Source organism: Neisseria sp. CCUG17229 (genome assembly GCF_047839235.1).
GTDB lineage: Bacteria > Pseudomonadota > Gammaproteobacteria > Burkholderiales > Neisseriaceae > Neisseria > Neisseria brasiliensis.
In genome coordinates, this window is the sequence record NZ_CP181247.1 from 587,695 (window position 1) to 613,715 (window position 26,021).

The window sequence follows — 26,021 nt, forward strand, 5'->3', positions numbered from 1 at the left end:
GTCTGTTTCAGACGGCATAGCGTGTGTATGGATAAGGCCATCTGAAAAAGCGCTAAGGCTAAACGGCAAAATACCCGCCATTTCAAAAATAACGGGTATTTTATCATTACTTTACAAGTTTATGCCGTTTTATTGCAGATTCAAGGCCAAGAAGAGAGTATCGCCGCCGCGACGTACCAGCAGTGGGACATTTTTACCGGCGCTGATTAAGGCACTGCGGAAGCTTGATTCGTCATTCACCGACATTTGCCCTACCGCCATGATTTCGTCACCGCGCTTCAAACCGGCACGTTCGGCCGCACCGCTTGCGCGGGCGACGATTAAGCGTTGTGTGTTATCGGTGGCTTGAGTCTGCAGGGTCAGACCGGCTTCTTCTATCATAAAGGTTTGTACATCATTGGGTGACATCAAGTTTCCCATTTCAGCTTGAGCGCTAGGCGATGATGTCCCCGTACTTCCTAAGGTTACAGTGATGGCAATTTTCTCACCGTTGCGCCACACTTCCAGTGTTACTTCTTTCCCCGGGGTCATGGCGCCGACCATGACCGGTAAGTCGCTGGAAGCGCGCACTTCTTCACCATTTACACTGCGCACAATGTCACCTGCCTGCAAACCGGCTTGTTGTGCCGGGCTGTTTGGCAATACTTTGGCAATCAAAGCGCCGCTGGCACGGTCTAAGTTGAACGATTTCGCCAAGTCGTAAGAGACTTCTTGAATAATGACACCCAATTGGCCGCGCTGCACTTTGCCGGTGGTTTTCAGTTGCTCGGCTACATTCATTGCCACATCAATCGGAATGGCAAACGAAATACCCATAAAGCCGCCGCTGCGGCTGTAGATTTGTGAGTTGATGCCAACCACTTGGCCTTTGAGGTTAAACAGCGGACCGCCTGAATTACCGGGATTGATAGCAACATCGGTTTGGATAAACGGGGTGTAGTGTTCGTTCGGCAGACTACGGCCTTTCGCCGACACAATGCCTGAGGTGACGCTGTTGTCAAAGCCAAACGGTGCGCCGATGGCCGCCACCCATTCGCCCGGTTTGAGCATTTTGGGATCCCCGATTTTGACAGTCGGGAGATTGTCGGCCTCGATTTTCAATAAAGCCACATCAGATTGCTGGTCGGAACCAATCAGCTTGGCGGTGTATTCGCGTTTGTCGTTGAGCAATACTTTGATGTTGCCCATGCCCGCAACAACGTGGGTATTGGTGAGAATGTAGCCGTCGGGGCTGATGATAAAACCTGAGCCGAAGTTCAGCTCGCTGCTGTCGGCTTCTTCTTGAGGCATATCGGGCAGATTGGGTACCAAGCGTTTAAAAAATTCATAGAATGGATCGTTATCCGGAAATTGACTGAGATCCATGCCGCTTTCTTCAGCACGCTGCTGGCTGCGCTTGGCTGCCGTGGCTTGAATATTGACCACGGTTTGCCCTTCGTTTTGTACCAATTGGGCAAAATCAGGCAGCAACATACCGATGCTGCCGTCGTCTTTTTGCGGCTCAATGCGTTGAACCAGTTCTTTTTCTTCGTCTTGGGTGTTGTCGTTACTGAAAAAACTGCCGGCTTTGTCACACGCGCTCAACGCCAGTGCGGAGGCGATGGCTAAAGCCATATATTTTTTGGTATTTTTTGTCACAGTCATTCCTTGTTATGCGTATCTGTTTTATCGGGTTGCGGTTTGTCAATCAGACGGAAGGGCAAGATGCCCGCAATACCTCTAATTCGAATGGATAGGGGCAATTTTACCGATTATGGGCATTTTTTCAAGCGTTTCATTTTCAATGGAAAAGGCCGTCTGAAACGTTTCAGACGGCCTCAAAGCCTGCCTATATTTTATTCTGAATCATGCCGCGGGCAAATTTAATTAACAATATTTTTCGCCTTCCATTCGCACAAATCGTTAATGATGCATTGTTCACATTGCGGCTTGAGCGCTTTGCAGGTGTAGCGGCCGTGTAGAATCAGCCAATGGTGCGCGTCCATCAAAAATTCTTTCGGGATAAAGCGCATGAGTTTGTCTTCCACTTCGCGCACATCTTTGCCCGGGGCAATTTTGGTGCGGTTGGACACGCGGAAAATATGCGTATCGACCGCCATCACCGGCCAGCCGAAAGCCGTATTGAGCACCACATTGGCAGTTTTGCGGCCGACACCCGGCAGCGCTTCCAATGCCGCGCGGTCTTCGGGCACTTTGCCACCGTGTTGCTCCAGCAAAATGCGGCAGGTTTGCATGATGTGTTTGGATTTGGTTTTGTAAAGGCCGATGGTTTGGGTATATTCCATCACGCCGTCTAAGCCTAAGTCCAGCATGGCTTGCGGGGTGTTGGCGACAGGAAACAGCTTGGCCGTGGCTTTGTTTACGCCGACATCGGTGGCTTGTGCCGACAGTAACACGGCAATCAGTAATTCAAATGGCGAACTAAAATTCAGCTCGGTGGTCGGGTGCGGATTGGCAGCGCGGAAACGCTCGAAAATTTCTTGGCGGATGTGTTTGTTCATGGTGTGTTTTTATTAAAATATTTGTGCGTTATTATAGCAAAAAGGCCGTCTGAAACGTATGTTTTCAGACGGCCTGTCTAATCATGTAAACCGATAAACAGTTTACGCAGATTCTTTCAAAACGGCTTCAATCAATTCCATTGCGCCATCATCGGCCAAGCGCTTGGCGACTGCTCGACCTAATGAATCGGCGTATTCTGCCGGCGCTTGGGCATCGGCTTCAAGAATGGTGGAGCCGTCAGGATGGCCGACCAAGCCGCGCAGGGTCAGCAAGCCATTTTCTTCGGTGCAATATGCGGCCAGCGGCACTTGGCAGCTGCCGCCCAAAGCACGGGCTAAGGCACGTTCGGCGGTAACGCAGGCGTGGGTAATATCGTGGTTGAGCGGTTTCAATACTTCCAGCAAGTCTTCGCGGTGGGCGGCGATTTCAATGCCCAACGCACCTTGTCCGGCGGCAGGCAGGCTGACGGTATCGGAAATAATCAGACGAATGCGGTCGTCCAAGCCCAAACGCTGCAAACCGGCGGCGGCAAGAATAATCGCATCGTATTCGCCTTTATCAAGTTTGCCCAAACGGGTTTGCAGGTTGCCGCGCAAAGGTTTAATCACCAAGTGCGGATAGCGTGCGCGCAATTGTGCTTCGCGGCGCAGGCTGGCCGTGCCGACTACCGCGCCTTTTGGCAAATCTTCCAAGCGTTCGTATTGGTTGGACACAAACGCGTCAAACGGATTGGCGCGTTCGCCAATCGCGGCCAGCGCAAAACCTTCCGGCAAATCCATCGGCACATCTTTAATCGAATGCACCGCCAAATCAGCGCGGCCGTCTTGCAGGGCTTGTTCTAATTCTTTGATAAACAATCCCTTACCGCCAATTTTGGAAAGGGTTTTGTCTAAAATCTGGTCGCCGCGCGTGGTCATGCCCAATATTTGCACGTCGCAGTCGGGGTAAAGGGCTTTCAGACGGTCTTGAATATGTTCGGCCTGCCACATGGCCAACAGACTTTCGCGGCTGGCAATCACAAGTTTTTTCGGGTTCATAAGCTTGTTTCGTCAAAGTCGGAATGGGTAGAAGTTTAACACAAACTTTCTATCATGACCGCTTTCTGATGGCCGTCTGAAAGGTAGAATAAGCCTGTCAGACAGGAAATTTTGCCGCGAATACCACATCATTAAGCGCTTGGCATGGCGCTTCGGTGTGAAGAAGATTTCATCCGCAAACGCTTCATGTTATATTGTGGGTGCAATCCGCTTTATCCCTCTAAAATCTCGATTTACATGAAACGCGCCAAAAAATATCCTTTTCTGTCATTACAACGTCAACGTTTTCATTTAAACTTTGACAACGCTTCTTCCGCCGATTCGGTGCCGTCTGAACACGATTTTTACCGCTGGGCTTTTGCCGCATTGAAAGACGAATACCGCCGCGCCGAAATCAGCCTGATTTTGCTCGATGAAGAAGAAGCCCGTGCTTACAACCGCGATTACCGTGGCAAAGATTACGCCACCAATGTATTGAGTTTTGCCTTAAACGAAGGTGAAATTATGCCGCATCAGTTTTCAGACGGCCTCTATGGCGACTTGATTATCTGCCCGCAAGTGGTGCTGAAAGAAGCAAAAGAGCAGGGTAAAACGCCCGAGCAGCACTTTGCTCATCTTACTATGCACGGCACTTTGCATTTAATGGGCTACGATCATATCGAAGACGATGAAGCTGAACTCATGGAAGCCACCGAAATCCGCCTGATGCAGGCCGCAGGTTATCCCAACCCTTATCAAGAGGACGAACATTAATATGGACGACACGCAGTCGAAACCTAATTTTTTTGAACGTTTGGTTTCCCGTTTGACCGGTGAACCTGATTCCGCCGAAGATGTCATCAGCCTGCTGCGTCAGGCGCATGCGCAAGAAGTATTTGATGCCGATACCTTTGCCCGCTTGGAAAAAGTATTGGATTTTACTGAATTGGAAGTGCGCGATGCGATGATTTCGCGCAGCCAGATGAACGTGATTAAGGAAAACGACAGCCTTGAGCGCATTGTCGCCTACATTATCGAAACCGCACATTCCCGCTTTCCGGTGATTGGTGAAGACAAAGACGAAGTGTTGGGCATTTTGCATGCCAAAGATTTGTTGAAATACATGTTCAACGCCGAGCAATTCAATTTGCAATCTATCTTGCGACCAGCTGTGTTTGTGCCTGAAGGTAAATCGCTGAATACTTTATTGAAAGAATTCCGTGAGCAACGCAACCACATGGCAATTGTGATTGACGAATACGGCGGCACATCCGGCTTGGTTACCTTTGAAGACATCATCGAGCAAATCGTCGGCGATATTGAAGATGAGTTTGACGAAGACGAAAGTGCCGACAATATTTTCGCCGTATCGGCCGAACGCTGGCGCATCCATGCCGTGACCGAAATCGAAGACATCAACGAGTTTTTCGGCACCGATTACAGCAATGAAGAAGTTGATACCATCGGCGGCTTGGTGATTCAAGAATTTGGCTATTTGCCGGTGCGCGGTGAGAAAGTGGTGATCGGGCCGCTGCAATTTACCGTCGCCCGCGCGGATAACCGCCGCCTGCATACTTTGATGGCCGTGAAAGCCAAAGAAGAATAAGCGATTATATGATAAAGGCCATCTGAAACGATTTTAGGGTTTCAGACGGCCTTTTTATTGCATTGAATTTTAAGGTTGATAAATGCGGCAATTTTTATCTGAGCCTTTAAAAAAAGCATCATCGTTATTACATGAACTGGCTGAGCTTTCGCAAATAAAAGTAGTCAGCGATTCGTCAATTTTCAATACGCGCGGTTCGTTTTGGCTATTGAAGGCGACGGCTTTCAAAGTGAATTTACCGTCATGAGCGCCCCGGGCATTGTTGTTGGGGCGGATACAGAATTTTTCAGTGGCAATAACCGGCAGTTCGGGCCATGATGTCGAAGTTTTCTTGAATGAACCTTTTTGCTGGTAAAAGCGTTCCATAAACTGCCCGTTTTGCATCAGTACAGCATGTGCCACATGCAAATCCGTTTTTTTAATATATGCCTGATAAGTAGGGTAGGTGAGGGTGGCAAGCAAGGCCACGATCACCATAACAATTAAAATTTCGATTAAATTAAAGCCAGATTGTGCGGTTTTCATCGGTTCAATCGCCACTAAATATCGCTATATATCATTGCTTAAAGAAATGCATTGCTTGTTATTATAAATTTTCTTGCATCGGGTATGTATAGATAAATAGTAGATTTGGGAAAATATGTTAAAGCGGTGCAATATTCTGGAAAATATAGCATATTAAAATATATTAAAAACAATATTTTATATTTATGCAGATAATTTACTAGGCTTGGCTGGGGAAATGAAATCCAGTAAAATTTTCCCGTTTTTAAATCTATTCCAAATAACTGTTGGCATTGTGCGACAAAAATCTTCAGCCGCACGCGCACACACAAATCAGGCAGCTAAAAATCATGGCAAAAACAATCAAATGGGTGTTGGGTGCGGCAATCGTGGCCGTGCTGGCTTATGCGGCATGGAGCTATTTCAAGCCGGCCGATAAGGTGAATTACATTACCGAGCCGGTGAAGCGCACCAGCATTCGTCAAACGGTTTCCGCGACCGGTGAAATTTCGCCGTCAAACTTGGTGGAAGTCGGCGCGCAGGCTTCCGGCCAGATTAAAAAGCTGTATGTCAAACTGGGGCAGGAAATCCAAAAAGGTGACCGAATCGCGGATATTGATTCCACCACCCAAACCAATACCTTAAACACCGAAAAAGCCAAGCTCGATACCTATAAAGCGCAATTGGCATCCGCCGAAATCGCATTGCGCAGCGCGGATAAAAAATACAAGCGCGAAGCGGCCTTATGGAAAGAAGATGCGACATCCAAACAAGAATTGGAAGATGCCGAAGATGCTTTGGCCGCAGCCAAAGCGCAAGTGACGCAATTGAAATCTTCCATCCGTCAAACCCAGATTTCCATCAACACCGCCGAAGCTGACTTGGGCTACACCCGCATTATCGCACCGATGGACGGCACCGTCGTGGCGATTCCGGTGGAAGAAGGTCAAACCGTCAACGCCAACCAAACCACGCCGACAATTATTCAGTTGGCCAATTTGGAAGTGATGCTCAATAAAATGCAGATTGCCGAAGGCGACATCACCAAGGTTAAACCGGGTCAGCCGATTTCGTTTACCATTTTGTCTGAATCGGATATGCCATTTAATGCGCAGCTGGAAAGCATCGACCCCGGCTTGACGACCATGTCGCAAGGCAGCTACAGCAACAGCACCGACACCACCGAAAGCGCGATTTACTACTATGCCCGCGCCTTGGTGCCGAATGAAGAAGGCAAACTTGCCATCGGTATGACCACACAAAACACCATTGAAATCAATGCGGCAGAAGATGTGTTAACCGTGCCGACCATCACCATTAAAAAAGACCGCGAAGGCAAATCATTTGTGCGCGTGTTGGGGCAGGACGGCCAAGCCGTGCGCAAAGACATCACCACCGGCTTGAAAGACAGCATGAATACCGAAGTGAAAAGCGGTTTGAACGAAGGCGACAAAGTGATTGTTTCCGAGACCGGTTCATCCGACAAACCACAAAGAGGCAACCGCCGTATGGGCCCGATGTAATTCGGATTATCTCTCGCAGGCCGTCTGAATGATTTGATTGATTTTGTTTTCAGACGGCCTCATTCCAACTACACTTTGGTAAGCGCACATGAGTTTAATTGAATGCACTGACATCAACCGCTATTTTGGCAGCGGCGAAAACCGCGTCCACGTCTTGAAAAACGTGAGCCTGAAAGTGGAAAAAGGCGATTTTGTGGCGATTATCGGTCAATCCGGTTCGGGCAAATCGACCCTGATGAATATTCTCGGCTGTCTCGACAGTGCAACCACCGGTTCTTATAAAATCGACGGTATTGAAACGTCGCAAATGAATCCCGACCAATTGGCTGCCTTGCGCCGCAGCCGTTTCGGTTTTATTTTTCAACGCTACAACCTGCTCAGCTCACTCACCGCGCGTGACAATGTCGCTTTGCCGGCGGTGTATGTCGGTGTTGATCAGAAAGAGCGTTCTGCACGTGCGGAAAAACTGCTGCACGACTTGGGCTTGGAAAGCAAAGAAGACAACAAACCCAACGAATTATCCGGCGGCCAACAGCAGCGCGTGTCGATTGCACGCGCATTGATGAATGGTGGCGAAATTATTTTTGCCGACGAGCCGACCGGCGCATTGGATACCGCCAGCGGTAAAAATGTGATGGAAATTCTGCATAAGCTGCATGCCGACGGTCACACCATCATCATGGTGACGCACGATCCGGGCATTGCCGCCAATGCCAACCGTGTGATTGAAATCCGCGACGGCGAGATTATAGCCGATACCAGTAAAACGGCCGACATTCCGCCCAGCCAAGTGCAGGCGGTGAAAGAAAAGGCTTCGTGGTCGTTTTATTACGACCAGTTTATGGAAGCATTCAAAATGTCGGTGCACGCGATTTTTGCGCACAAAATGCGTTCGCTGCTAACCATGCTTGGCATCATCATCGGCATCGCCTCGGTGGTGTCGGTGGTGGCTTTGGGCAACGGTTCGCAGCAAAAAATCATGGCCGACATCAACGCCATGGGCACCAACACCATCACCATTTTCCCCGGTAAAGGTTTTGGCGACCGGCGCTCCGGCCGCATTAAAACATTGACCATCAATGATGCCTTGGCCATCGGCAAACAAAGCTATGTCGATTCCGCCACGCCGCAAACGTCTTCCAGCGGCACCATGACTTACCGCAACACCGACTTAACCGGCCAGCTTTACGGCGTGGGCGAACAATATTTCGATGTGCGCGGCCTTACCTTGGCCGAAGGGCGCTTGTTTGATGAAAGCGATGTCAAAGAAGATGCACAAGTGGTGGTGATTGATAAAAATACCCGTAGCAAGCTTTTTGGCGATGAAAATCCTTTGGGCAAAGTGGTGCTGTTTAAAAAGCGGCCACTGACGGTGATTGGCGTGATGGACGACCAAACCAACAATTTCGGCAGCTCCGACAGCCTGATGCTGTGGTCGCCTTACACCACTGTGATGCATCAAATCACCGGCGAGAGCCACACCAATTCAATTGTAGTGAAAATCAAAGACGATGCCGACACGCAGGCTGCTGAAAAAGGCTTGACCGAGTTGTTGACCGTGCGCCACGGCACAGAAGACTTTTTCATGCGCAACAGTGACAGCATCAAGCAAACCGTAGAAAGCACCACCGGCACAATGAAGCTGCTGATTTCCAGCATTGCCTTGATTTCCTTGGTAGTCGGCGGTATCGGCGTGATGAACATCATGCTGGTGTCGGTAACCGAGCGCACCAAAGAAATCGGCGTGCGCATGGCGATTGGTGCGCGCCGCAGCAATATTTTGCAGCAGTTTTTGATTGAAGCCGTGTTGATTTGCTTAATCGGCGGTTTGGTCGGCGTGGCGATTTCGGGCGCAATCGGCTTGGTGTTCAACCATTTTGTCACTGATTTTCCGATGAGCTTTTCGACCTTGTCGATTGTCGGCGCGGTGTTGTGTTCGACCGTGATCGGCGTGGCTTTCGGCTTTATGCCGGCCAACCGCGCGTCGCAACTTAATCCGATTGATGCCTTGGCGCAAGATTAACTTTTTCAGACGGTCTTTATGATTCAGGCCGTCTGAAACATCAGAATGATGAATCCATGAACAGCAAATCTTTTTTTCAGACGGCCTCTGTGTTGGCCGTATCTCTGGCCTTAAGCGCGTGTGCCGTCAATCCCAAAGTGCACACGCCGAGCCTGAACGGCAATACATACATCATGAGTGAAGCCGAAGCGGCCGAGCGCTATCAGATTAACGGCGACTGGTGGGAAATCTATCAAAACGCCCAACTCAATGCCGTGATTCAGCAGGCTTTAGACAACAACATCGATTTGAAACAAGCCGCGATTTCGGTGAACCGCGCCTTGTATCAGGCCAATATTTTGGGCGCGAACTTGGTGCCGTCGTTTAACGGCTCGGTCGGCGCGTCTGCTTCCAAAAACCTCAAATCCGGCAGCAGCAACAACAGCTTCAGCAGCCAGTTGGGCTTGAGTTACGAACTCGATTTATGGCAGCGTTTGAGCGCCACCGCCGACGCGCAAGTGTGGGAATACCGTGCCACGCAGGAAGATTTGGCCAACACGCGCCTGACCTTGGTAAACAATGTTGCCGATGCTTATTTCAACATCGCCTACATCAACGAAGCCATTGCCTTAACCCAGCAATCGCTGAAGCAATATCAGGAAATCGCCCGCATCGCCGATGCCAAATACCGCCATGGAAAGGCCGATTCCAGCCAAAGCACACAGGCAAAACAATCTTTATTGAGTGCGCAAAATAATTTGTTGTCGCTGCAAAACAGCCGCGATGCGCTGGAGCAAACCTTGCGCAATCTGCTCAATCTGAAACCAGGCGAAGCCATCGCCGCCGCGCCGTCAACATACCGCTTGCTGGCCGTCAAAGGCGTGGATTTGAATGTGCCGATTTCAGTATTGGGCAACCGTCCTGATTTGCGCGCAGCGGAATACCGTTTGCAATCATCGGTACAAACCTTGGCGGCGCAGCAGCGCAGTTGGTATCCGAGCATCACTGTAGGTGCAACTTTTAGTACCAAATCAAGTCAAGCGCGTACTATGTTTGACATACCGTTTTTGGGCAGTTCGGCGCAAATCAATCTGCCGTTTTTAGATTGGAAAACGCTGCAATGGGAAGACAAAGATGCCCAAGCGCGTTTTGATAGCGCGGCATTGAATTTCGAGCAGGCGTTAACCACTGCGCTGAATGAAGTCAACACCAACTATCTGGCCTACCAAAACGCGCAAGCCACTTTGAAGAATACCCGACAGCGTTATGCCTTGGATCAGAAAAACAGCCGCTATTACCAAGTGCGCTACCAATACGGTAAAAATGAGTTGAAAGACTGGCTTGAAGCCTTAAACAGCGAATACAGCTCGGCGCAAAACGTCTTAAACCAACGCTATGACGTGTTGAAATACGAAAACATGGTGTATAAAGCCATGGCAGGGCGCTACACGCCGAAATAAGGTGCTTGATGTATCAAGGCCGTCTGAAAAATACTTCACGATTTTTCAGACGGCCTCGTTTTATTTTCATCACCCTTTTATTTGAAAACCGTTATAATTCCTTCATTCTGTTCAGCCGCAAAACCATGTCCAACCACCGCATCAACCACGAACCCGTCTTCATGCTCGCATCTGCGCCTTGGCGCGAAAGCAGCCTGTGGCTGGAAGTGTACAGCCGCCGCTACGGCCGCGTGGCTTTGCTGGCACGCAGCGCCCGCAAGCGCATGAGTGAATTGCGCGGCGTGTTGGTACCTTTTGTGCCGATGAGCGCGTCCTGGTATGGCAGCCAAGAACTCAAAACGCTGCACCGCGCCGAATGGTTGGGCGGTTGGCCGCAGCCGCAGGGGCGGGCTTTGTTCAGCGGCTTGTATGTTAATGAGCTGATGCTGAAACTCACCGCGCGTGAAGATCCGATGCCCGAGTTGTACGACATCTTTGCCGAGACCATGCAAACCCTGTGCCGCGAGCCGAACCACATCGCCGCTTTACGCCGCTTTGAATGGCAATTGCTGCACCATTCGGGCTATGCGCTGGATTTGCAGCATGATGTTCACGGAAATGAAATTGACCCTGAGGCACAATATTGGCTGCGCCCCGAAGAAGCCTTATTACCGCTGGCCGAAGCCAACGGCTTGGGCAATCAGCAGCAAATTGGCATTGCGGTTAACGGCAGCAGCTTAATCCAATTGCGCCAAGGCGGGTTTTCAGACGGCATTAGTTTGCAACAGGCTTTAAAAATCAACCGCTTGCTGATTGATTTTCACATTCCCGAAGGCATTAAATCGCGGCAGGTATTGCAGCAGTTGCAGCAGTTTGATTTAGATCCGCTGTCGTTCAGAAGGCATGAAGCCGCCGAGCCTCCGCAGGCCGTCTGAATCAGCAATCAACCAAAACTATTTTTTCAGACGGCCTTAATAATGAACAGGCCGTCTGAAACCGAATCAGCGAAAGGAAACCCATGTTATTAGGCGTTAACATCGACCATGTCGCCACCGTCCGCAACGCACGCGGTACGATTTACCCGAGTCCGGTGGAAGCCGCGCTCATCGCCGAAACCCACGGCGCGGATTTGATTACGCTGCATTTGCGTGAAGACCGCCGCCACATCAAAGATGCCGACGTGTTCGCCGTGAAAAACGCCATCCGCACGCGCCTGAATCTGGAGATGGCACTGACCGAAGAAATGCTGGAAAACGCGCTGAATGTGATGCCGGAAGACGTGTGCATCGTGCCGGAGAAACGCCAAGAAGTGACTACTGAGGGTGGCTTGGACGTGTTGGCGCAGCAAGAAAAAATCGCCCAATTCACGCGCACGCTTACTGATGCCGGTATCCGCGTTTCGCTGTTTATCGATGCCGACAAAGCGCAGATTCAAGCGGCTAAAGACGTTAGCGCGCCCGTGATTGAACTACACACCGGTGCCTATGCCGATGCGCATACGCCGTCTGAACAGGCGCAGCAATTGGCGCGGATTGAAGAGGGTGCACATTTTGCCGATGAATTGGGCTTGGTGGTGAACGCCGGACACGGTTTGACCATTCATAATGTCACGCCGATTGCCCGCATTGCCGCGATTAAAGAGCTAAATATCGGCCACGCGCTCATTGCTCAAGCCGTGTTTTTAGGTTTGCCCGAAGCGATTCGTCAAATGAAAGACGTGATGTTTAAAGCGCGTTTGTTGGCGAAATAATGTAGCCGTCAGAGATTTCAAACGGCCTGTTAATCTTGCACAGATAATAAGGAGAACCCCATGATTTATGGTATCGGCACCGACATCGTTTCCCTGAAACGCATCATCCGACTGAATAAAAAATTCGGCCAAGCCTTTGCCGAGCGTATTCTCAGCCCCGAAGAATTAATGGAGTTCCCCCAAGCCGGCAAACCGGTGAATTATCTGGCCAAGCGTTTTGCCGCCAAAGAAGCGTTCGCCAAAGCCGTCGGCACCGGTATCCGCGGCGCGGTATCGTTCCGCAACATCGGCATCGGCCACGACGAAATGGGCAAGCCCGAATTTTTCTACGCGCCGGTGCTGGAAAAATGGCTCAAAGAGCAGGGCATCGGCCACGTCAGCTTGAGCATGGCCGATGAAGAAGATACCGTCTTGGCTTTTGTGATTGCCGAAAAATAACACCACTTCATGCGTGGGCAAGCAGGATTTGTCGGCGCATGTTCAATGACGTTCAGGCGGCCTTAACGTATTGCGTAACAAGGCCGTCTGAAAATTTATATAAATTACCCAAACATCATGACTACATCAGATCCACGCCCCTTAATCCGCGTTGTTGCCGGTATTTTACTCAATGCCGACGGCGATTATTTGCTTAGCTCACGCCCCGAAGGCAAACCTTATGCCGGTTATTGGGAGTTTGCCGGTGGTAAAGTGGAAGCGGGCGAAACCGAGTTTCAGGCTTTACAGCGCGAATTGGAAGAAGAACTCGGCATCCGCATTCATCATGCGACGCCGTGGCTGACCAAAATCCATGCCTACGAACATGCCCATGTGCATTTGCGTTTTTTACGGGTGGAGGCCGATGAATGGTCGGGCGAATTGCAGGCCAAAGAAGGGCAGACGTGGTCATGGCAGAAAGCGGGCGATTTTACCGTGTCGCCGATGTTGCCCGCCAACGGTGCGCTGCTGCAATCGCTTTCCGTGCCGCGCGAATTGTCAGGCCGTCTGAAAAGCGGTTTGCACGGTTTTAACCGCATGGGCGAATATCGTGTGGTGCCGTATCATTTGGCAGAGCCGCAGCATGAACATATTTTGATTGAAGAACCCGAATTGCGTAAGCTTGGCAAAATGCCGTCCGCGCAAAGCGTGTGGGTGGTGGTCGAAACCGCCGAACAATGGCGCAATGTGCAGGATGCCAATGTGGTGGTGTGGCGTGTGCAAAACCAAACCGCTGCCGAAGCTGCTTTGCAGACCTTGCAACAAGGTGTCTCTATGCCGTTGGTGATTGCTGCTTTGCCCTATTGGGTAGCGCAGTATCAAGCGCAATGGCGACAAGCGGGCGCGCATGCGGTGGTGGTTGATGATGAGATTGAGGCCGTCTGAACATGAGTCAAAACAAAAAGTTAATCATCGTTGGCGTGTTGCTGCTGGTGTTTGCCGCCATCAAACTCATTGCCTTGGATTGGTGGCAGCAGCAACAGCCGCAAGCCAAGCAGGCCGAATGCCAAGTGACACAGGGTTGTACTTTGCCCAACGACGTATATGTCAAATTCAGCGACAAAGTCGAAGCCAAGCAACCCTTTGATATTGTGTTGAAAAACGTGCCGGAATCGGCTCAAGAAATCACCGTCAGCTTTAGCATGAAAGACATGGACATGGGCTTCAACCGCTTCAATATCCGCCGCCAAGATGACGGCACATGGGCGGCGAAGAAAATCCGTTTGCCGATGTGTGTTGAAAACCGACATGATTATTTGGCCGATATCAACATTGATGGCGAAGTGTTTCAGACGGCCTTTACGGCTGATTAGTCGAGCCGTCTGAAAACCGATTTTATCAATGCAGTCTGAAATAATTTATCAACGCCGTCTGAAATAAATGATTTCAGACGGCGTTTTATTCAAAAAATCCTGAAAAATAAATACTTTACTTTTATAATCTACGCTATAATCCATCTCTTTATTGACACGCAGAAAGCCTGTGTGGCCGACCCAGAAAGGAATCATTATGACGCAATACGCCTTATTCATCACCTGTCCGCGCGGTTTGGAAACGCCGTTGACCGACGAACTCACCTCCCTGAATATTCAAGACATTCAAGCCACCGATGGCGGCGTAGCCTGCAAAGCCAGCATGGAGCAGGTTTACCGCATCAATCTGCACTCGCGTACCGCCAGCCGTGTGCTGCTGCGCCTGACCAAAGGCAGCTACCGCAGTGAGCAGGATATTTACAAATTAGCCAAAAACATCAATTGGTTCAACTGGTTTACGCTGGAGCAAACCTTTAAAGTGAAGGTGGAAGGTAAGCGCGCCAATGTCAAAAGCTTGGATTTTGTCGGTCTAAAAATCAAAGATGCACTGTGTGATTCGTTCCGCGACATTTATGATGCGCGCCCGAGCGTGGGCAAAATTCGTCCCGATGTGCGCGTGCATGCGTTTATGGATGAGCGCAATATCGAGATTTTTATCGACACTTCCGGCGAAGCCCTGTTCAAACGTGGCTACCGTGAAGACACCGGCGAAGCGCCGTTGCGTGAAAACTTGGCTGCCGGTTTGCTGTTGCTGGCCGGATACGACGGCTCACAACCGTTTCAAGACCCATTCTGCGGCAGCGGCACCTTAGCCATTGAAGCGGCATGGATTGCCGGCCGCCGTGCGCCAGGTTTGATGCGCCGTTTCGGTTTTGAAAAGCTGCAAAATTTCGACAAAGCCGCGTGGGTGAAAATCCGCCAAGAAGCGCGTGAACAAATCGTGCCGGTTACCGCGCCGATTGCCGGTAGCGACAACGACCGCCACATGATTCGCGCTGCCGAACACAATGCCGAGGCGGCCGAAGTGGCTGAATTTATCCGTTTTGAAGTGAAAGACGCGCAAAATGCCCGCCCGAATGGCGATAATGGCATCATGATTTCCAATCCGCCATATGGCGTGCGCTTGGCGGAAATGCAGGCTTTGCAGGCATTGTATCCGCAGTTGGGTTCGTGGCTGAAGCAGCATTATGCGGGCTGGCTGATTGGTATGTTTACCGGCGACCGTGATATGCCGAAATTCATGCGTTTGTCGCCGAAGCGCAAAATTCCATTATATAACGGTAATTTGGATTGCCGCCTGTTCTTGATGGATATGGTAAAGGGTTCTAACCGATAGAATAGGTGAGGCCGTCTGAAGATATAAGTTTCAGACGGTCCTGAGACCTTTGCAAATTCCCCATCTTTGGCACATTTCTTCGTTATGCGCTGCTCGAAATCTTGCCTATCTTCATGATATGTCTGCGCTTTCTGCGCTGCTCTAACTTCGAACTGTACTCAAAGCTGAGGTTTTGCAAAGGTCTCAGCCTTTTCAATTGCGTTTTATCAAATCATCATCAAATATTTAAATTTTTGTTGTTAAACGGGTTTATACTGGTTCAATAAGATATTCATTATCCAATGAGGAGCTTGCTATGAAAACCGCTATATTGTCACTTGCCGCTATCTTAATGCTGGGTGCATGCAGCCACCATCAAGAACTGGATAAATTAAAAAGCGAATTGTCGGAAGCGCAAACGGCAGTGAAGCTTTCTGCGGCCAATACTAAGCGTTTGGAAGACACGTATTCCGATATGTATTTTGAGCTCAACAGCCTGACCGTGGAAAATTTCAAAGCCAAAGTGGCGAAGGGCGATAAATTTTATGCCTATATCGGCCGCCCGAGCTGCGGCGATTGCAGCGCATTCGAGCCGATGTTCAAACGCTACATCACGCAATATCATCTCAACGATAAGATCTATTTTGTCAACGTACACCGCCTGCATCAGGATAAAGCCGCTTGGGCAGCATTCAAGCAACAATACGGTTTGAGTGGTACGCCGGTATTGGCAGCTTATGGGGCAGGTCGTCAGTTGAATAAATTAGACTTGGAAGACAATGGCGGCAAATTAAGCGCCGAAGATTTGGAAAAATGGTTGGATGCAAACCGTTTGCGCCGTTGAATAGCCGTTTAATCAAAGTATAAATAAAAGGCCGTCTGAAATGGATTTTTTCAGACGGCCTTTTATTTAATCCTGATAAAATCACTTGGATATTAATAATAAAAATCAATTAAAACGGATTTAAAATAAAGTTAGACTATCAATGTCGAATGACTTACAATTCACTACAGTAGTTTTAATTTGTCGCAATATAATACTAAAGTATTAGCTTTAAAGTATTATTACAAAAACAAAAACATAGTGAGGCCGTCTGAAAATGCGGCTTCCTAATCAAGCAGGAACGAAACCATGAATGTATCAAGACGGCAGTTTTTTAAAGTGACCGCCGCCGGTGCCGGCGCGTCGGGTTTGGCCGTAATGGGCATGATGCCGACCAACGCTTGGGCGGAAGTGCGCCAGTATAAACTTTTGCGCGCTACTGAAACGCGTAACAACTGTACTTATTGTTCCGTAGGTTGCGGTACGATTTTGTACAGCATGGGCGACGGTGCCAAAAATGCCAAAAAAGTGATTTTCCACATCGAAGGCGACCCGGATCATCCGGTGAGCCGCGGTTCATTGTGTCCGAAAGGCGCAGGTTTGTTGGATTTTGTACACAGCCCGAACCGTTTGCATTTCCCGGAAGTACGCGAGCCGTTTACCAACGAATGGAAACGCATTTCTTGGCACGATGCCTTAACCCGCATTGCCAAGCATCTGAAAAAAGACCGTGACGAAAACTTAATCGTTAACAACGAAAACGGCGTGCCGGTACACCGCTTGCCTACCGTGGCCATGTTGACGGCTTCTGCTGCTTCCAACGAAACCGGTATCCTGACCCAAAAATGGATGCGTGCCTTGGGTATTGTGGCTACCGATGCACAGGCGCGTGTGTGTCACGGCCCGACCGTATCTGCTTTGGCTTCGACTTTCGGCCGCGGTGCGATGACCAACACCTTTATGGACATCCAGCATGCCGACTTCATCATGGTGATGGGCGGTAATGCGGCAGAGGCGCACCCAGTGGGCTTCAAATGGGTGATTGAAGCGAAAAAGAAAAAGGGTACTAAATTATATGTGGTTGACCCGCGCTTCAACCGTACTGCTGCGGTATCCGACTTCTACGCGCCTATCCGCTCGGGTAGTGATATTGCCTTCTTGGGTGCATTGATTAACTGGCTGATTGAAAACGATAAAATACAATGGGAATATGTGAAAGCCTATACCAATGCGAGCTTTATCGTTTCCGAAGGTTTTGACTTTGATGAAGGCTTGTTCTCGGGTGCTGCCGAATTCAAGGCGCCTGAAGCCAAACAAGGTGAGCAACAGCCTGAAGTGACCAGCCGTACCGGCAACCGTAAGAACTACTACGACAATGAAACGTGGTTCTACGAATTGGATGCCAATGGTCACGCCAAAACCGACCCTACCTTGCAAGATCCACGCTGTGTGTTCCAAATGTTGAAAAAACATTACTCACGCTACACGCTGGATGTGATGGAAACCACTTGCGGTACCAGCAAAGAAGATTTCTTGAAAATCGCCGAAGCATGGGGCGAAACTGCTGCACCGAATAAAGCCGGTACCATTCTGTATGCATTGGGCTGGACACAGCATACTTACGGCTCGCAAATCATCCGTACCATGGCGATGGTTCAATTGCTGTTGGGTAACATCGGTATGGCAGGTGGCGGTGTGAACGCATTGCGTGGTCACTCTAACATTCAAGGTCTGTCTGACTTGGGCTTGTTGTCAACTTCATTGCCGGGCTACTTGACTCTGCCAAACGAAGACAACCACCCGACTTTCCAAGACTATATTGCTAAGCAGACCCCTAAAGCGCTGCAAGCTAATCAGTTGAACTATTGGAGCAATACGCCTGCATTCTTCGTCAGCTTCATGAAATGGATGTACGGTGAAAACGCCACCAAAGAAAACAACTGGGGCTACGACTGGCTGCCGAAGTGGGACAAAATGTATGACATTTTGCAAGCCACTGAATTGATGTATCAAGGCAAAGTAAACGGCTTATTGGTGCAAGGCTTTAACGCGCAAGGCTCATTCCCTGATGCCAGCCGTGTGACCGAAGCATTCTCTAAGCTGAAATACATGGTCGTGATGGATCCGCTGAAAACCGAAACCGCCTCTTTCTGGGAAAACCACGGTGAAGCGCATGATGTTGACCCATCTAAAATCCAAACGGAAGTCTTCCGCTTGCCAACGCCATGTTTCGCAGAAGAAGCCGGTTCGATTGTGAACTCTTCACGCTGGTTGCAGTGGCACCACCCGGGTCAAAACCCTCCGGGCGAAGCCTTGCCTGACTTGGATATTTTGGGTGAATTGTACATTTTGCTGAAAGAAATGTACGAAAAAGAAGGCGGTACTGCGCCTGAGCCGATTACCAAGCTGGCATGGCACTATAAAAACCCAGTGGCGCCGACACCGGAAGAAATGGCCAAAGAATCCAACGGTTATGCCTTGGCAGACATCAAAGATGCCAATGGCAATGTGATTCGTAAAAAAGGCGAATTGCTCGACGGCTTCTCGCAATTGCGTGATGACGGTACCACCGAATGCGCCACTTGGATTTTCTCAGGTTCATGGACGCAAGCCGGTAACCAAATGGATCGTCGCGACAACACCGATACCGGTTTGGGCAATACCCCACGCTGGGCATGGGCATGGCCTGCCAACCGCCGTATTCTGTACAACCGCGCATCCTTGGATCCGAGCGGTAAACCGTGGGATCCGAACCGCGTGTTGATTGAGTGGGACGGTAAAAAATGGACCGGTGCCGACGTGGCTGACTTTAAAGCTGATGAAGCACCAGGCAGCGGCATGAATCCGTTCATCATGAACGAAGAAGGTGTGGGTCGTCTGTTTGCACAGCGCAAGTTGGTTGACGGTCCGTTCCCAGAGCACTACGAGCCGTTGGAATCGCCAATTGGTACCAACCCGCTGCACCCGAAAGTGGTTCAATCACCTGCTATGCGTTTGTTTGACAGCGTGAAAGACCGTATCGGTACGGCTGAAGAGTTCCCATACGTCGGCACCACTTACCGCCTGACCGAACACTTCCAATTCTGGACCAAGTCTGTGAAGCTTTTGATGATTGCCCAGCCTGAGCAATTCATCGAAATCAGTGAAGAATTGGCTGCCGAAAAAGGCATTAAGAAAGGCGATTGGGTCAAAGTTAGCTCCAAACGTGCTTATATCAAGGCCAAAGCCGTGGTAACGAAACGCGTGAAACCCTTGACCATCAATGGCAAAACGGTTCACCAAGTCGGTATTCCGTTGCACGGTGGTTGGGAAAATGTATCAGGTCAGAAGCAGTATATCGTGAACACGCTGACGCCTTTTGTGGGCGACTGCAACACGCAAACGCCTGAATACAAAACCTTCTTGGTTAATATTGAGAAAGCGTAAGGAGCGGAACAATGGCATTACAATCATTAGACATCAAACGCCGCTCTGCAACATCGCGTATTACGCCACCGCCTCAGGTGCGTAAACCGGTTGAAGTGGCAAAATTAATCGACGTCAGCACCTGTATTGGCTGTAAAGCCTGTCAGGTGGCGTGTTCGGAATGGAACGACATCCGTGACGAAATCGGTGAAAACGTCGGCGTATACGACAATCCGATTGATTTGACCGCAAAAAGCTGGACGGTAATGCGCTTCAGTGAGACCGAAGAAAACGGCAAACTGGAATGGCTGATCCGTAAAGACGGCTGTATGCACTGTGCCGATCCGGGCTGTCTGAAAGCGTGTCCTTCACCGGGTGCGATTATTCAGTATGAAAACGGTATCGTCGATTTCCATCAGGAAAACTGTATCGGCTGCGGCTACTGTATTTCAGGCTGTCCGTTTAACATTCCGCGCATCAACAAAGAAGACAACCGTGCGTACAAATGTACCTTGTGTTCAGACCGCGTGGCTGTCGGTCAAGAGCCTGCTTGCGTGAAAACCTGTCCGACCGGCGCAATTCAGTTCGGCAGCAAAGAGCACATGAAAGAAGTGGCTCAAGAGCGCATTAAAGACTTGAACAACCGCGGCTACCAAAATGCCGGTCTGTATGACCCGCAAGGTGTAGGCGGTACGCACGTGATGTATGTATTGCACCATGCCGACAAACCTAACCTTTACAACGGCTTGCCTGAAAATCCAAGCATCAGCTCAACCGTGAAAGTATGGAAAGGTTTGCTCAAGCCTTTGGCAACATTCGGTATTGCTGCGGCAGCGGTTGCCGGTTGGATGCACTACATTACCGTAGGCCCTAACCGTGAAGACGAAGATAAACCTGAAGTCATCGGCAAAGACGGTAAAATCTTGCACGGTGAGGAGGACGCATAATGAAACCAAAGTTAATTCAGCGTTACAAACGCAGTGAACGCATTAATCACTGGGTTGTTGCCTTGTGTTTTATTTTGCTGGCCATCTCCGGTTTGGCATTTTTCTATCCGGCATTTTTCTGGTTGACCGGCATTTTCGGTACGCCACAATTAGCACGGATTTTGCACCCGTTTATCGGCGTGGTGATGTTTATCGGCTTTTTCATTCAGTTTTTCCGTTACTGGAAATTCAACTTCTTCGATAAAGAAGATGTGAAATGGATGAAGTCGGTGACCACCATTTTGAAAGGCCATGAAGTGGGCGACGTCGGCAAATACAACGGCGGTCAGAAAGGCATGTTCTGGTTGATGACGGCTTGTATGCTGGTATTGGTGATTACCGGTGTCATCGCATGGCGTCCGTATTTTGCTGAGATGTTCCCGATCCCGGTGATTCGTTTGGCGTTGTTGTTCCATGCCGGTGCCGCGATTGTTCTGATTGCCGGTATTATCGTGCACGTTTACGCAGCGATTTGGGTTAAAGGCACGGTTCGCGCCATGACCGAAGGTGTGGTGTCGCAACAATGGGCGAAGAAACACCACCCAAGATGGTATCGTGAAGTGATGGCCAAAACCGACGACAAACCGGTTGAAACGCCAATTACTGATATTAACAACCAAAACAAACTGTAATGGTTAGGATAGCCCGAGGATAATGATCGGGTATACATAGCGAAAGCCGCTTGAAATTTTTCAGGCGGCTTTTTTCTTGTAAACAAAAGAGGTGGTTGTTGAGTGACGGGACAGAAATATATAAGACAAGTCCTTTGCAAAATCTCCATCTTTATCTTCGGCATATTTCTTTGTTAGAAGCTCGAAAGCTTGTCTATCTTTAGGGGGCTGAGGATATTGAGATAAGCCGCGATAGCGGCAAAAACAAATGGTGGAAAATAACAGGGTATTTTAAGGGTAAGCCGTATTTGATGGTTATCAAACATATAGGCTTTTCAGATGAACTCTACTTGGAATCAGTGAGAAGGATGAGGGAAAAATAAAAGGAACTAGGCCGGGCTCCCACCGCCGGCACACGCTCTCTCACACCCTTACGGGCAGGCTGCGAACGGGAGATTCATCGCTTTTCTAGTTCCTTTAAAGAGATTATAACATGATTGAAGTCCGAATCGACAACCTGTTTGTGGTGCAAAACCAGCTCGAACGCTTGGGTAACGGTGTGGAAAACCGCTATCTGCTTATGCGCCGCTTATCGGAAACCATGCGCAAAGGCGTGCGTGATAATTTCCGTGCGGGCGGCCGTCCGAAATGGTTGGGGCTGAAATACCGCAACGGCAAGCCGCTGAACGATACCGGTGCGCTGCGCAACAGCTTCAGCACTTCTTCCGATAACGATACCGCGCTGGTCGGCACCAATCTGGTTTATGCTGCGATTCACAATTTTGGTGGCATGGCGGGACGTGGCCGCAAGGTGCGTATTCCGCAGCGTGAATTTTTGGTTTTGAGCAACGACGACAAGCAGGCTTTAATGGATGATGTGCAGGATTATTTCGCCAATCTGATCGGCTGATTTTCAGACGGCCTGAAAAACGCGCTTTATGATATGCCTGCGCTTTCCGCTCAGCCTTAATTTAGAGTAATCAAGTACGGTATTTTGCAAAGGTCTTGACCGTCTGAAAAAATAAAAAATCATTCAGGCAGTTTTATTTCTATTCATTTATTTCGCTGTCACCCCTACGCGCACACTAATCAATTTGCGCACAATAATCGTTACCACGAAAATCACCGCCATCACCGGAAAGGTAATACCTAGCGGTGTTTCGCTGGTTAAGAAGTTGCGATAGAGCAAGAAACCGGCTAGCCACAAGCTTAAACCGACAAAATCAAATTCGTGCTTTGACGCGTCGTGTTTGAGCACAAAATAGTCGGCAATCAAAATCGCCACCATTGGTGCGAACACCGAGCCAATCATCAGCAAAAAGCTTTCAAACTGGGTGACGGGCAGGGTGATTGCTAAGATAGCGCCGATGATGGTCACGACCGCGCCGACGTGGATTTCATTGGCTTTGCTGAAAATGGTTTTGCTGCTCACGCCGGCGGAATAAGCATCTAAATAAGTGGTGGTCACGGTGGATAAAATCACCACCAACACGCCGCCGATGCCGATACCGGCCATCAGGAAAATCTTGGCAATATCTGATTCCTGTAAAAACAATACTGCGCCCAAGCCCAATAAATACATCCATGTGCTGGTGATAAAATAAGCCAAAGTCGCAGCAATGGTGGCGGCTTTTGGTTTGGCAGCGCGGCGGGTATAGTCGGCCACTAAAGGCAGCCAAGACAAAGGCATCACGGCCGAAAGCTCGACTGCCAAGCCGAATGACATTTGCCCTTCAACCGTTTGCATGCCGCTGGTGTTACCGAACACGCGCACGCTCAGCCATATTGTTACCAACAGCATCAAACCCAGCGAGATTTTTTTCAGTAGACCCACATCGCTGCCGCCGCGGTAAAGCCAGCCGACAATCATCAGGCCAACGATGATGCCCCAAGCTGCTTGCGAGCCGAAACCCCACAGCGAATCGCTCAACGCCGCGGCAATTTGTGCACCGGTGTAAATCATAATGGCTGTCCAGCCGATAAGTTGCAATACGTTGGCGCTGGAAAACAAGACCGAACCGCGTATGCCGAACGAGCGTTGCACTGTTTCCATCGCGCTTTTGCCGGTTTGCGCACCGATTAATGCCGCGCAGAAAAATAACGCGCAGCCGATGATGTGGCCGAGAATGACTGCCTGCACGCCGCGTTCCCAACCCAAAGGCGCGAGAAATGTGCCGGTGAGGATTTCGCTCAGAGAAACCGCCGCGCCAAACCAAATCAGGCCGCTGGCGGCGGTGGAAAGTTTGTTTGATGTCATGATGAATCCCGCAAGGATAGCTGATAACAAGCGGATTATAAGGCTTGGGAATAGGAATGAACAGCCGCAAGCGCTAATCAAAACGGCGTTTTAGGGAGAGATTAAAGGTTTCAGACGGCCAAACAGAATAGTCAGGCCGTCTGAAACATAAATTGAGTTAATGAAACCAAAAAACGAAAAGCCGATACGTTCAGACAGCCTCAACCACAGGTTGAACCAACACCCACGGCGCGACCACCACTGCCCACATTTCCTGATTGTCGGCATAAAACGCACGCGCTTGGTCTTCGCCGACCACGCCGAATTTGCCGGCTACCATCAAAGGCTGCAATTTGGCGGCGGCATCGTCGGCAACGTAGCGGGCGATTTCAATCAAATCCAAATCGGGTGCCACATACACCGCTGCGCCGCGGGCGAAATGGGGTTGCAATTCTGCCCATGCGATGCGGGCGGTTTCGGTGTTTAATTTTTCGTTGAGCAAGGGGGCGGACATGATGTGTGCTTTCAGGTGTTTAGGGTGAAAGGGCGTATTTTACCCAAATCATGTAGTGATTTGTAGCTGGAGAATCGGATTTACAAGCATAATGTTATACAGTATCATTAACAACTTTCTATTTATTCAGACGGCCTGTCAGAGGCCGTCTGAAAACATTGGGTTGACCATGAATTCGATTTTATTAACCGGATTGTTCCAACGACTGCTGATTGCGCTGATCGCACTCGGTGCGCTGTGGGGCATTTATTTTTGGGCGGTCGGCACATGAGCATTATCGTCGATAACCTAACCGTCAGCTATCAACGCCGTCCGGCGGTGCATCATGTGTCGATGGCGTTCCCAGATAACGGCATGTGGGCGATTTTCGGGCCCAACGGCGCGGGTAAATCCACGCTGTTGAAAGCGGTGATGGGCTTGGAGAAAGCCGAAACCGGCACGATAGAATGGGCGGGTTTGCAGCGCAAAGACATCGCTTATCTGCCGCAGCAGGCCGAAGTTGACCGCACGCAGCCGATGACGGTGTTTGAATTAGCGGCGATGGGTTTGTGGTATGAAATCGGCTTTTTCGGCCGTGTGAACGCAGCACAGCGCAAGCGGGTGTATGAAGCGCTCGAGCGCGTGGAAATGCACGAATTTGCCCAGCGCAGCATCGCGCATTTGTCCAACGGCCAATTCCAGCGCGTGTTGTTTGCCCGCATGTTGGCGCAAAACGCTAAGTTTTTGCTGCTGGATGAACCGTTTAACCACATCGATGCGCGTACCACTTATGCCTTGCTCGATGTGTTGCGCCGCTGTCATCAAAGCGGTCAGGCGGTGATTGCGGTATTGCACGATTATGAACAAGTGCGCGCGTATTTCCCCGAAACTTTGCTGATTGCACGGGAAAAAATTGCCGCCGGTGCCACAGAAAATGTGTTAACCGACGAATATCTGCTGCAAGCCAATGCCGCCATGCAGCAGCAAGAATCGGTCGATTGGTGCGCGGCATAATGTTTCAGACGGCCTCAAATCAATCAAACGCTTGAAACCATCTCTCAATATTCAGGCCGTCTGAAAGAAGTTCAGACGGCCTATCATAGAAATCCATCATGAATTTTCACGAATTATTCATCGAGCCTTTTGTCGAATTCGATTTCATGCGCTATGCGCTGGCCTCGATTTTCTGCTTGGCGTTGAGCGCCGCGCCGGTGGGCGTATTTTTGGTAATGCGCCGCATGAGTTTGGTCGGTGATGCCTTAGGCCATGCCGTGTTGCCCGGTGCGGCCATCGGCTATATGTTTGCCGGATTGAGCCTGCCGGCAATGAGCATCGGCGGTTTTGTGGCCGGTTTACTGATGGCTTTGCTGGCCGGATTGGTGAGCCGCTTTACCACATTAAAAGAAGATGCCAACTTCGCTGCTTTTTACTTAACCAGCTTGGCCATCGGTGTGGTGTTGGTGAGTAAAAACGGCGACAGCGTCGATTTGCTGCATTTACTGTTTGGCTCGGTGTTGGCGGTGGACGTGGCGGCGTTGACGCTGATTGCGGCAGCCGCGTCGATTACCGCGCTGGCCTTGGCGGTGATTTACCGACCACTGGTGTTGGAAAGCATTGACCCGCTGTTTTTAAAGGCGGTCAACGGCAAGGGCGGCTTTTGGCATGTGCTGTTTTTGGTGCTGGTGGTGATGAACATGGTCGCCGGTTTCCAAGCGCTCGGCACGCTGATGTCGGTCGGTTTGATGATGCTGCCGGCGATTACCGCGCGCTTGTGGGCGAAAAGCATGGGCATGATGATTTCGATGGCGGCTTTGATTGCTCTGCTGTGCGGTTTTGCCGGATTGCTGTTTTCTTATCACATCGAAATTCCATCGGGGCCGGCGATTATTTTGTGCTGCGGCGTGTTGTATGTATTCTCGGTGGTGTTCGGTTGGGAAGGTGGTGTGGTCACCAAATGGCTGAAACGCCGCCGCCACAAAGTCGGTTGATTTTTCAGACGGCCTGCTTGTCTAACTGGGCA

24 protein-coding genes are annotated in these 26,021 nt (G+C 50.0%); 18 read left to right on the forward strand and 6 right to left on the reverse strand.

Going from position 1 to position 26,021, the window contains the following annotated elements:
* Nucleotides 1–129 precede the first annotated feature (129 nt).
* The 3 genes from ACM67B_RS02765 to hemC all read right to left on the reverse strand — a co-directional run bounded on the left by ACM67B_RS02765 (nucleotide 130) and on the right by hemC (nucleotide 3,539).
* Nucleotides 130–1,614, reverse strand: a complete 1,485-nt coding sequence (locus tag ACM67B_RS02765; protein WP_416190502.1) for a DegQ family serine endoprotease — start codon at nucleotides 1,612–1,614, stop codon at nucleotides 130–132.
* A gap of 248 nt (nucleotides 1,615–1,862) precedes the next feature.
* The gene (gene nth / locus ACM67B_RS02770) at nucleotides 1,863–2,501 is read right to left on the reverse strand and encodes an endonuclease III (protein ID WP_416190058.1); all 639 of its coding nucleotides are present in this window, start codon (nucleotides 2,499–2,501) and stop codon (nucleotides 1,863–1,865) included.
* A gap of 102 nt (nucleotides 2,502–2,603) precedes the next feature.
* Entirely contained in the window at nucleotides 2,604–3,539 is a 936-nt protein-coding gene (gene hemC / locus ACM67B_RS02775; RefSeq protein ID WP_416190059.1) for a hydroxymethylbilane synthase, read from the reverse strand.
* A 237-nt stretch (nucleotides 3,540–3,776) separates the two neighbouring features.
* On the opposite strand from hemC, the gene ybeY reads away from it, so the two are divergent.
* Nucleotides 3,777–4,292 carry an rRNA maturation RNase YbeY gene (ybeY, locus tag ACM67B_RS02780; RefSeq protein WP_416190503.1) on the forward strand — a complete coding sequence of 172 codons (516 nt, stop codon included), beginning with the start codon at nucleotides 3,777–3,779 and terminating at the stop codon, nucleotides 4,290–4,292.
* Between the two features lies 1 nt (nucleotide 4,293).
* Nucleotides 4,294–5,124 (forward strand): HlyC/CorC family transporter, encoded by an 831-nt coding sequence (locus tag ACM67B_RS02785; protein ID WP_416190060.1) that lies wholly within the window; start codon nucleotides 4,294–4,296, stop codon nucleotides 5,122–5,124.
* Between the two features lie 69 nt (nucleotides 5,125–5,193).
* Here the strand turns inward: ACM67B_RS02785 and ACM67B_RS02790 are convergent, their stop codons facing one another.
* Complete coding sequence (locus tag ACM67B_RS02790; RefSeq protein ID WP_416190061.1) at nucleotides 5,194–5,649, reverse strand: type IV pilin protein; 456 nt, start codon at nucleotides 5,647–5,649, stop codon at nucleotides 5,194–5,196.
* Nucleotides 5,650–5,978: 329 nt separating this feature from the next.
* On the opposite strand from ACM67B_RS02790, the gene ACM67B_RS02795 reads away from it, so the two are divergent.
* From ACM67B_RS02795 to ACM67B_RS02860, 14 genes are all read left to right on the forward strand, one after another.
* Nucleotides 5,979–7,151 (forward strand): efflux RND transporter periplasmic adaptor subunit, encoded by a 1,173-nt coding sequence (locus ACM67B_RS02795; RefSeq protein WP_416190062.1) that lies wholly within the window; start codon nucleotides 5,979–5,981, stop codon nucleotides 7,149–7,151.
* 88 nt (nucleotides 7,152–7,239) lie between these two features.
* Nucleotides 7,240–9,174 (forward strand): MacB family efflux pump subunit, encoded by a 1,935-nt coding sequence (locus ACM67B_RS02800; RefSeq protein WP_416190063.1) that lies wholly within the window; start codon nucleotides 7,240–7,242, stop codon nucleotides 9,172–9,174.
* A gap of 56 nt (nucleotides 9,175–9,230) precedes the next feature.
* On the forward strand, nucleotides 9,231–10,613 hold the full coding sequence (locus ACM67B_RS02805; RefSeq protein WP_416190064.1) for an efflux transporter outer membrane subunit: 1,383 nt from the start codon (nucleotides 9,231–9,233) through the stop codon (nucleotides 10,611–10,613).
* Between the two features lie 125 nt (nucleotides 10,614–10,738).
* Nucleotides 10,739–11,527: a DNA repair protein RecO gene (gene recO, locus ACM67B_RS02810; protein ID WP_095502706.1), complete on the forward strand. Its 789-nt coding sequence runs from the start codon at nucleotides 10,739–10,741 to the stop codon at nucleotides 11,525–11,527.
* A gap of 83 nt (nucleotides 11,528–11,610) precedes the next feature.
* The gene (gene pdxJ, locus ACM67B_RS02815; RefSeq protein WP_416190065.1) at nucleotides 11,611–12,342 is read left to right on the forward strand and encodes a pyridoxine 5'-phosphate synthase; all 732 of its coding nucleotides are present in this window, start codon (nucleotides 11,611–11,613) and stop codon (nucleotides 12,340–12,342) included.
* Between the two features lie 60 nt (nucleotides 12,343–12,402).
* The gene (gene acpS, locus ACM67B_RS02820) at nucleotides 12,403–12,780 is read left to right on the forward strand and encodes a holo-ACP synthase (protein WP_095502700.1); all 378 of its coding nucleotides are present in this window, start codon (nucleotides 12,403–12,405) and stop codon (nucleotides 12,778–12,780) included.
* Between the two features lie 117 nt (nucleotides 12,781–12,897).
* Entirely contained in the window at nucleotides 12,898–13,704 is an 807-nt protein-coding gene (locus ACM67B_RS02825) for an NUDIX domain-containing protein (RefSeq protein WP_416190066.1), read from the forward strand.
* 2 nt (nucleotides 13,705–13,706) lie between these two features.
* Nucleotides 13,707–14,132: a hypothetical protein gene (locus ACM67B_RS02830; protein ID WP_416190067.1), complete on the forward strand. Its 426-nt coding sequence runs from the start codon at nucleotides 13,707–13,709 to the stop codon at nucleotides 14,130–14,132.
* A gap of 193 nt (nucleotides 14,133–14,325) precedes the next feature.
* Nucleotides 14,326–15,468, forward strand: a complete 1,143-nt coding sequence (locus ACM67B_RS02835; protein WP_416190504.1) for a THUMP domain-containing class I SAM-dependent RNA methyltransferase — start codon at nucleotides 14,326–14,328, stop codon at nucleotides 15,466–15,468.
* A gap of 295 nt (nucleotides 15,469–15,763) precedes the next feature.
* On the forward strand, nucleotides 15,764–16,291 hold the full coding sequence (locus tag ACM67B_RS02840; protein ID WP_416190068.1) for a thioredoxin family protein: 528 nt from the start codon (nucleotides 15,764–15,766) through the stop codon (nucleotides 16,289–16,291).
* Nucleotides 16,292–16,579: 288 nt separating this feature from the next.
* Nucleotides 16,580–19,696: a formate dehydrogenase-N subunit alpha gene (gene fdnG, locus ACM67B_RS02845; protein WP_416190069.1), complete on the forward strand. Its 3,117-nt coding sequence runs from the start codon at nucleotides 16,580–16,582 to the stop codon at nucleotides 19,694–19,696.
* 11 nt (nucleotides 19,697–19,707) lie between these two features.
* Complete coding sequence (gene fdxH, locus ACM67B_RS02850; RefSeq protein WP_416190070.1) at nucleotides 19,708–20,622, forward strand: formate dehydrogenase subunit beta; 915 nt, start codon at nucleotides 19,708–19,710, stop codon at nucleotides 20,620–20,622.
* On the forward strand, nucleotides 20,622–21,293 hold the full coding sequence (locus ACM67B_RS02855; protein WP_416190071.1) for a formate dehydrogenase subunit gamma: 672 nt from the start codon (nucleotides 20,622–20,624) through the stop codon (nucleotides 21,291–21,293). Before fdxH ends, ACM67B_RS02855 begins: the two co-directional genes overlap by 1 nt.
* 472 nt (nucleotides 21,294–21,765) lie before the next feature.
* Entirely contained in the window at nucleotides 21,766–22,182 is a 417-nt protein-coding gene (locus tag ACM67B_RS02860) for a phage virion morphogenesis protein (RefSeq protein ID WP_416190072.1), read from the forward strand.
* Between the two features lie 147 nt (nucleotides 22,183–22,329).
* Here the strand turns inward: ACM67B_RS02860 and cytX are convergent, their stop codons facing one another.
* The gene (gene cytX / locus ACM67B_RS02865; RefSeq protein ID WP_416190073.1) at nucleotides 22,330–23,529 is read right to left on the reverse strand and encodes a putative hydroxymethylpyrimidine transporter CytX; all 1,200 of its coding nucleotides are present in this window, start codon (nucleotides 23,527–23,529) and stop codon (nucleotides 22,330–22,332) included.
* A gap of 190 nt (nucleotides 23,530–23,719) precedes the next feature.
* Nucleotides 23,720–24,022 (reverse strand): DUF2288 domain-containing protein, encoded by a 303-nt coding sequence (locus tag ACM67B_RS02870; RefSeq protein WP_416190074.1) that lies wholly within the window; start codon nucleotides 24,020–24,022, stop codon nucleotides 23,720–23,722.
* Between the two features lie 267 nt (nucleotides 24,023–24,289).
* Between ACM67B_RS02870 and ACM67B_RS02875 the strand changes: the two genes are divergently transcribed.
* Nucleotides 24,290–25,015, forward strand: coding sequence for a metal ABC transporter ATP-binding protein (locus ACM67B_RS02875; RefSeq protein WP_416190075.1), 726 nt, complete (start codon nucleotides 24,290–24,292; stop codon nucleotides 25,013–25,015).
* Nucleotides 25,016–25,113: 98 nt separating this feature from the next.
* Nucleotides 25,114–25,989 (forward strand): metal ABC transporter permease, encoded by an 876-nt coding sequence (locus ACM67B_RS02880; RefSeq protein ID WP_095503217.1) that lies wholly within the window; start codon nucleotides 25,114–25,116, stop codon nucleotides 25,987–25,989.
* The last annotated feature ends 32 nt before the right edge of the window (nucleotides 25,990–26,021 follow it).